This window comes from Pseudorhizobium halotolerans (assembly GCF_902153235.2).
Classification (GTDB): domain Bacteria; phylum Pseudomonadota; class Alphaproteobacteria; order Rhizobiales; family Rhizobiaceae; genus Neorhizobium; species Neorhizobium flavum.
Genome location: NZ_CABFWE030000011.1, coordinates 76896 through 81990 on the forward strand (window position 1 = coordinate 76896; position 5095 = coordinate 81990).

3 protein-coding genes and 1 pseudogene are annotated in these 5095 nt (G+C 57.3%); 1 reads left to right on the plus strand and 3 read right to left on the minus strand.

Annotated elements, in window-relative coordinates; translation table 11 throughout:
- The first annotated feature begins 201 nt into the window (after positions 1-201).
- The gene (locus tag FN060_RS15775) at positions 202-465 is read left to right on the plus strand and encodes a hypothetical protein (RefSeq protein ID WP_142588938.1); all 264 of its coding nucleotides are present in this window, start codon (positions 202-204) and stop codon (positions 463-465) included.
- 175 nt (positions 466-640) lie between these two features.
- On the opposite strand, the gene FN060_RS15780 is transcribed toward FN060_RS15775, so the two are convergent.
- The 3 genes and pseudogenes from FN060_RS15780 to FN060_RS15790 all read right to left on the minus strand — a co-directional run.
- A complete protein-coding gene (locus tag FN060_RS15780; RefSeq protein ID WP_142588939.1) occupies positions 641-2884 on the minus strand; it encodes a sensor domain-containing protein in 2244 nt (747 codons plus the stop codon).
- Between the two features lie 455 nt (positions 2885-3339).
- Positions 3340-4552: pseudogene (locus FN060_RS15785) on the minus strand (IS3 family transposase).
- Positions 4553-4873: 321 nt separating this feature from the next.
- Positions 4874-5095, minus strand: a 222-nt coding sequence (locus FN060_RS15790) for an integrase core domain-containing protein (protein ID WP_142589551.1), incomplete at its 5' end; no start/stop codon positions are given.

A 5095-nucleotide genomic window follows, 5' to 3' on the forward strand; every position in this document is an offset into this window, starting at 1 on the left:
GCCTGTCCCAGTGCATTACCGGTTTCAGCGGGCTTTTTGTTTGACACAAAGTCGCGTTGAGTCCAGGGGCTATCGCCCTTCCGTCTCGGAAGATTTTTTGCGGCGGTCTTTCTACATTGTGATCACGCCACCTGGTTTCGCAAATTCGAAGATCGGCGTATGATTGTTGAAGCTGAAGTGCATCCTGGAGGAGGACGCGTGATGCCCGCTATATCGCAAGTCGGCTCGCAAGAAGAGTTTCCAAGGGCCACCTACTCTCGATCGCGTGATCATGTGCATGATCTCCACACCTCCCCGACGGCGAAGATGGACTTCCTTCGCGGCCTGATGGCGCAGGCGGGACGTCCATGCGAGGGGATGAACTGGCGTTTGCTTCTCTTGGAGTGGCGCTACGATCTGAAAGTCCTACTTGGCAATGTCCGAGACTGGATCGACTACATAGATCGGCAGTTTGACCGGCATTGACTATCTAGGCCTGGACGTCCTGACGGATGGAAGTCCGGCAAGCTAGGCCCATCTGATGCTTGGCGGTGGTGGTGTTGGCTGGAAACAAGGCTTCGGCGGCATGGAACAAGGCACCCTGAAACTTAGCAGAGGCGTCAGGTAATCGGAAATTTGCCCCAGGAGCTTTCGGTTCCAATCAGTTCAAAGGTGGAATGTCTGATGTGCTTCCATTGATGAACATGGATAACTCTGCCGGGGGCAGCGGTCTGGAGACGAGGTATCCCTGAATGTGATCGCAGCCGGACTCCAGTAGAAACTTGACCTGCGCTTCCGTCTCCACGCCTTCTGCGACGATCTGCAGTCCTAAGCTACGAGCGATCGTGATGATTGCCGAGGTCAGGGCCATGCTGTCTGCGTCGCGAGGGATATCGGCTATAAATGACTTATCGATCTTCAACTTGGAAACGGGGAATCGCTTCAGCGCGGCCAAGCTTGAATAGCCTGTACCGAAATCATCGATCGATAGAGTTACCCCCATGGCTGCCAACTCGTTCATCAACTCGATCGCCAAGGGCAGGTCCTGCATGATGAGACTTTCCGTGATCTCGAGCTCGAGATTTTGCGGGCTCAAGCCCGCATCGGAGAGCGCGGCCTCGACATCGGCAACTATGGTTCTCTCCTTGAACTGTCGCGCCGATACGTTGACGCTGACCCTGAACCCGGGCTCCGCATCCGCGAGCCAGCGCCTGCATTGTCTGCATGCCTCCCTCAGCACCCAACGTCCGAGTAAAACGATGAGTCCACTGTCCTCGGCCAACGGGATGAACTCTGCGGGTGAAATCAATCCGCGCGTCGGATACTGCCAACGCACCAGTGCCTCGACGCCAACGATCTTCGCCGAGCGTTGGTTGAGCTGGGGTTGAAAATGCAACAGGAATTCATTTTCCCGCAGGGCTCGCCGCATGTCCTCGGTTCCAGCGAGTTTCTGTCTGGTTTTCTCTGCCATTTCGGAAGAGAAAAGTTTCAGGCTGTCGCGGCCCGTTTCCTTTGCCTGATACATTGCGGCATCGGCATGGGCCAATAGGGTGGCAGCCTCCGAAGCGTGCTGAGGGTAGGTCGCTACGCCCATGCTGCAGGACATTTCTAGGGCCATGCCGTTCAGGGTAACCGGCTCTGCGACGGCGCTTCTAACGGCTTCAAACATCTCCATTGCGTTGGGGAGGTCGGCACCCGGCGCTTTCGAAAAGATCACGAACTCGTCGCCGCCGATGCGCCCTACGACGCTGTCGCGGTTGATCACTCGCTCAATCCTTTTGGCGACCGTCTTCAGCAGTTCGTCGCCTGCGGCGTGGCCGAGTGTATCATTGACGAGCTTGAAGTTGTCCAGATCGAGGAAAGCCAGAGCGAGACTGGTACCGGCTTGTTTCGCTGAGGCCAAGGCAGCCTCCAGACTCACGTCGAGCGAATGGCGATTCGGCAACCCAGTCAACCTGTCGTGCGTCGCGAGAAACTGGACACGCTCTTCCGTTTTCCGGCGCTCGATCGCTATGCCTGCGAGATGTGCAGCGATCCCGATCAGTTCGTTGAGTTTGCCATTCGGGGCACTGCGGTGTGGCGAGTAGAGCGCGAACGTCCCGAGAACATCTCCACGAGAGGAGCGGATCGGGGTGGACCAGCAGGCATTGTAGTTCACGCCTTCCACGAGGTGGAGGTAATTTCTCCAAAGTGGATCATGCGCGATATCCATCACCGTCACGGAAGCATTGGTCCATGCAGCCGTCCCGCAACTGCCCATCTCCGGTCCAATCGGCACGCGGCGAATGCGCTGCTTGTAGAATTCTGAAAGAGAGGGCGCGGACACCAGCGTCAGGTACTGTCCGTCTTCCGACTTCATCATCACGGAACCGGCAATCTCGTCCGCTTGACCTTCAATCATCAAAATAAGTTCACTTAGGACCTGATCGAGCGCGACCCCCGTAGCCACGAGTTCCAGCAGGCGAGCCTGCGCCTGCATCAGTTGTTCTCCCTTCTTACGGTCAGTGATGTCGCGTGACATCCCCACGACACCTATCGTGCGACCGTGCATGTCGCGCAGAGGCAGGCGCGACATCATGAGCCACCGATCCTCGCTCCCAAGAGCGAGCTCCTCGATCCCGAGGTCCGGCTTTCCCGTCTCAATGACCTGTCTTTCCACCGCCGCGATCTTCAGAGCGGCCTCGGATGGGTGAAAATCGAAGTCGGTTTTGCCAAGCAACTGATCGAGCTCGGTCAGTCCATTGTCACGAAGGACAGCATCGTTGGCGAAAAGGAAGCGGCCCTCAAGGTCCTTGGCATAGATGTAATCGGGAATCTGGTTGATCATCGCCTCGAGCCACTCATGCCTCCCTTGGTCTGCTGACAACTGGAGACTCTGGATGACTTGACGAAGCTGATTTGGCATCTCGTTCCCGCTAGACCTTGTCCACAGGTCGGCAGCATGGGTTTGAGCTGTCTCCGGCAGGTCGTCACATTCAAGCTAGGATTTGACTAGCTAAGGTAGAGTTAAGTTTTCTAGGAATGCAGCTTTGAGTAAAGCGAACCTCAACTGGCTGCTGCAAAACAGCTGCAGTCTCGAACTGGCACGATGTGGTTGCTGTCTTGGATACGCATTGCGCCACAAACGGTGACACGGTCGCCGATCTACTTATCGGCTCGCGAATTACACCGGTCAGCCAAAATTGTCGGACCGATGGCGAGCAGCTATTGGCGTGTCGTCCATGGGTCGCATCCAAGGCTCCTGAACCCCATATCTCAATTATGAAAACCTTAAGTAAACACAAGAAGTACCTGGTCGTCGCGGCGTCCCTCCTCACGAGTCGGTAGCTGGAGTGCACCCCGTTTCGCCGGACATGTCGGCTAGTTTGATTTAGCCCTGATGAACTGCCGTGGGGAAGCCATCTTGAGCGCGGAGTGGGGATGGATCTCGTTGTAGTCCTCGATCCATCCGTCGATGAGCCGGAGCGCTGTTTCGGCGTCCGGTAGAGCCGATATGCGGATGTAATCCCGCTTCAGGGTTTTGACGAACGCCTCGGACTACCATTCGACTGAGGGCTCGCTACAGGAGTGAAGCAGGGTGTCAGATTGAGCGCCTGGGCAAACAGCCTCGTGTCCCTCGCGGTGTAAGCCGAGCCATTGTCCGAGAGATGCTCGATTGCGTGCGGGGCTCGGGTGGCTACGAACCGCTTCTCGACAGCCTCCAGCATCATGTCTCGCACGTCGGAGCCGGAGATGCCTGCATTCGCGACCGCAGTCCAGGCGATGATCTCGCGGTCGAAGGCATCGATGATGAAGGCGAGACGAATGACCTCGCCATTCCAGCAGGTGAACTCCAGCCCGTCGGAGCACCAGCGCAGGTTCGAGCGCATGACCATCACCTTGCCGTCGTGGAGGCGGCCCTTGCGAACGGCCGTGTGCTTCTCCAGCAGCATGGCGTGGTTGCCCATGATGCGATGAACCCGCTTGGCGTTGACGACAGGCATATCGGCGGCTCGCCTCTCGCGATTGAGGAGCGCGGCGATCCGCCGATAGCCATAGGTTGGCCTTTGATCCACCAGCCTTCGAATGGTGGGCAGAAGCTCTGCATCCTCGGCCTTGTGATAGGCCCCGCGCGGCTTCGATCTGCCTTTCAGGCGCTCGACGAGGTTGGAACGGGAGACGCCCAGCGTGTCGGCGACGGTCTTCATCGGGAACCGTCCTTCGGCAACAAGATCGGCCGCGATATCCGTTTTTTTGAGTCTGCTTTGGATAATGCTTCGCGGAGGATTTCGACCTCCATCGTCTTACGGCCAAGCATGCGCTCCAGCTCGCGAACACGATCCTCCAGCTTCTTCACTTCCGAATTGCCGACAACCGGCTCGTCAGAACCCACGGCTGCAGCACCTCCCTCGCTTAAGAGCCTGCGCCACCGGTAAAGCAGATTGGGCGCAACGCCATGGCGGCGAGCGGTAGACGATACCGTCTCGCCTGGTTCGAAACTCTGCTCAATGATTGTCAGCTTCTGCTCGGTTGTCCACCGCCTGCGGCGGACATCACCCGTCAGCAATTCGATGTGTCGGTACTCGTTAGACATAAGCCTATACCCAAGCCTGTGCTTGAGCCTTTCTGCTTATGCCGACTGTCCGGTCGAAACGGGGGGCAGTTCAGTAGCCCCCGAGCGGCTCAGGCATTTCTGCCACCCGCTCCGGGAAACACTCCACAAACAGATGCCGTCTTTCCACCTTCTTGAAGGCTATCGGGCTGCTGAACATTGTCGGTTCACCTGACGCACTGAAGGTGCTTGGCGATCAATACTGAGGGAGTGAGCGCTATATCCACAAGCATGGGAATGTCAGCATCGAACCAAGCCCAAGTTTGAACCGCCCCGGCTTTGCCGGAGACCGTTTAGCTTAAGTTATGCGGCCATAGCTGGAGCGTCCAGCATGGCGTAGTATCGTTCTTCTGCCTCTGCTGGCGGAATATTCCCGATGGGTTCCAGAAGACGGCGGTGGTTGAACCAGTCGACCCATTCGAGCGTGGCGAACTCTACGGCTTCAAAGTTGCGCCATGGTCCTCGCCGATGAATGACCTCGGCCTTGTAAAGACCGTTGATCGTTTCGGCGAGAGCATTGTCGTA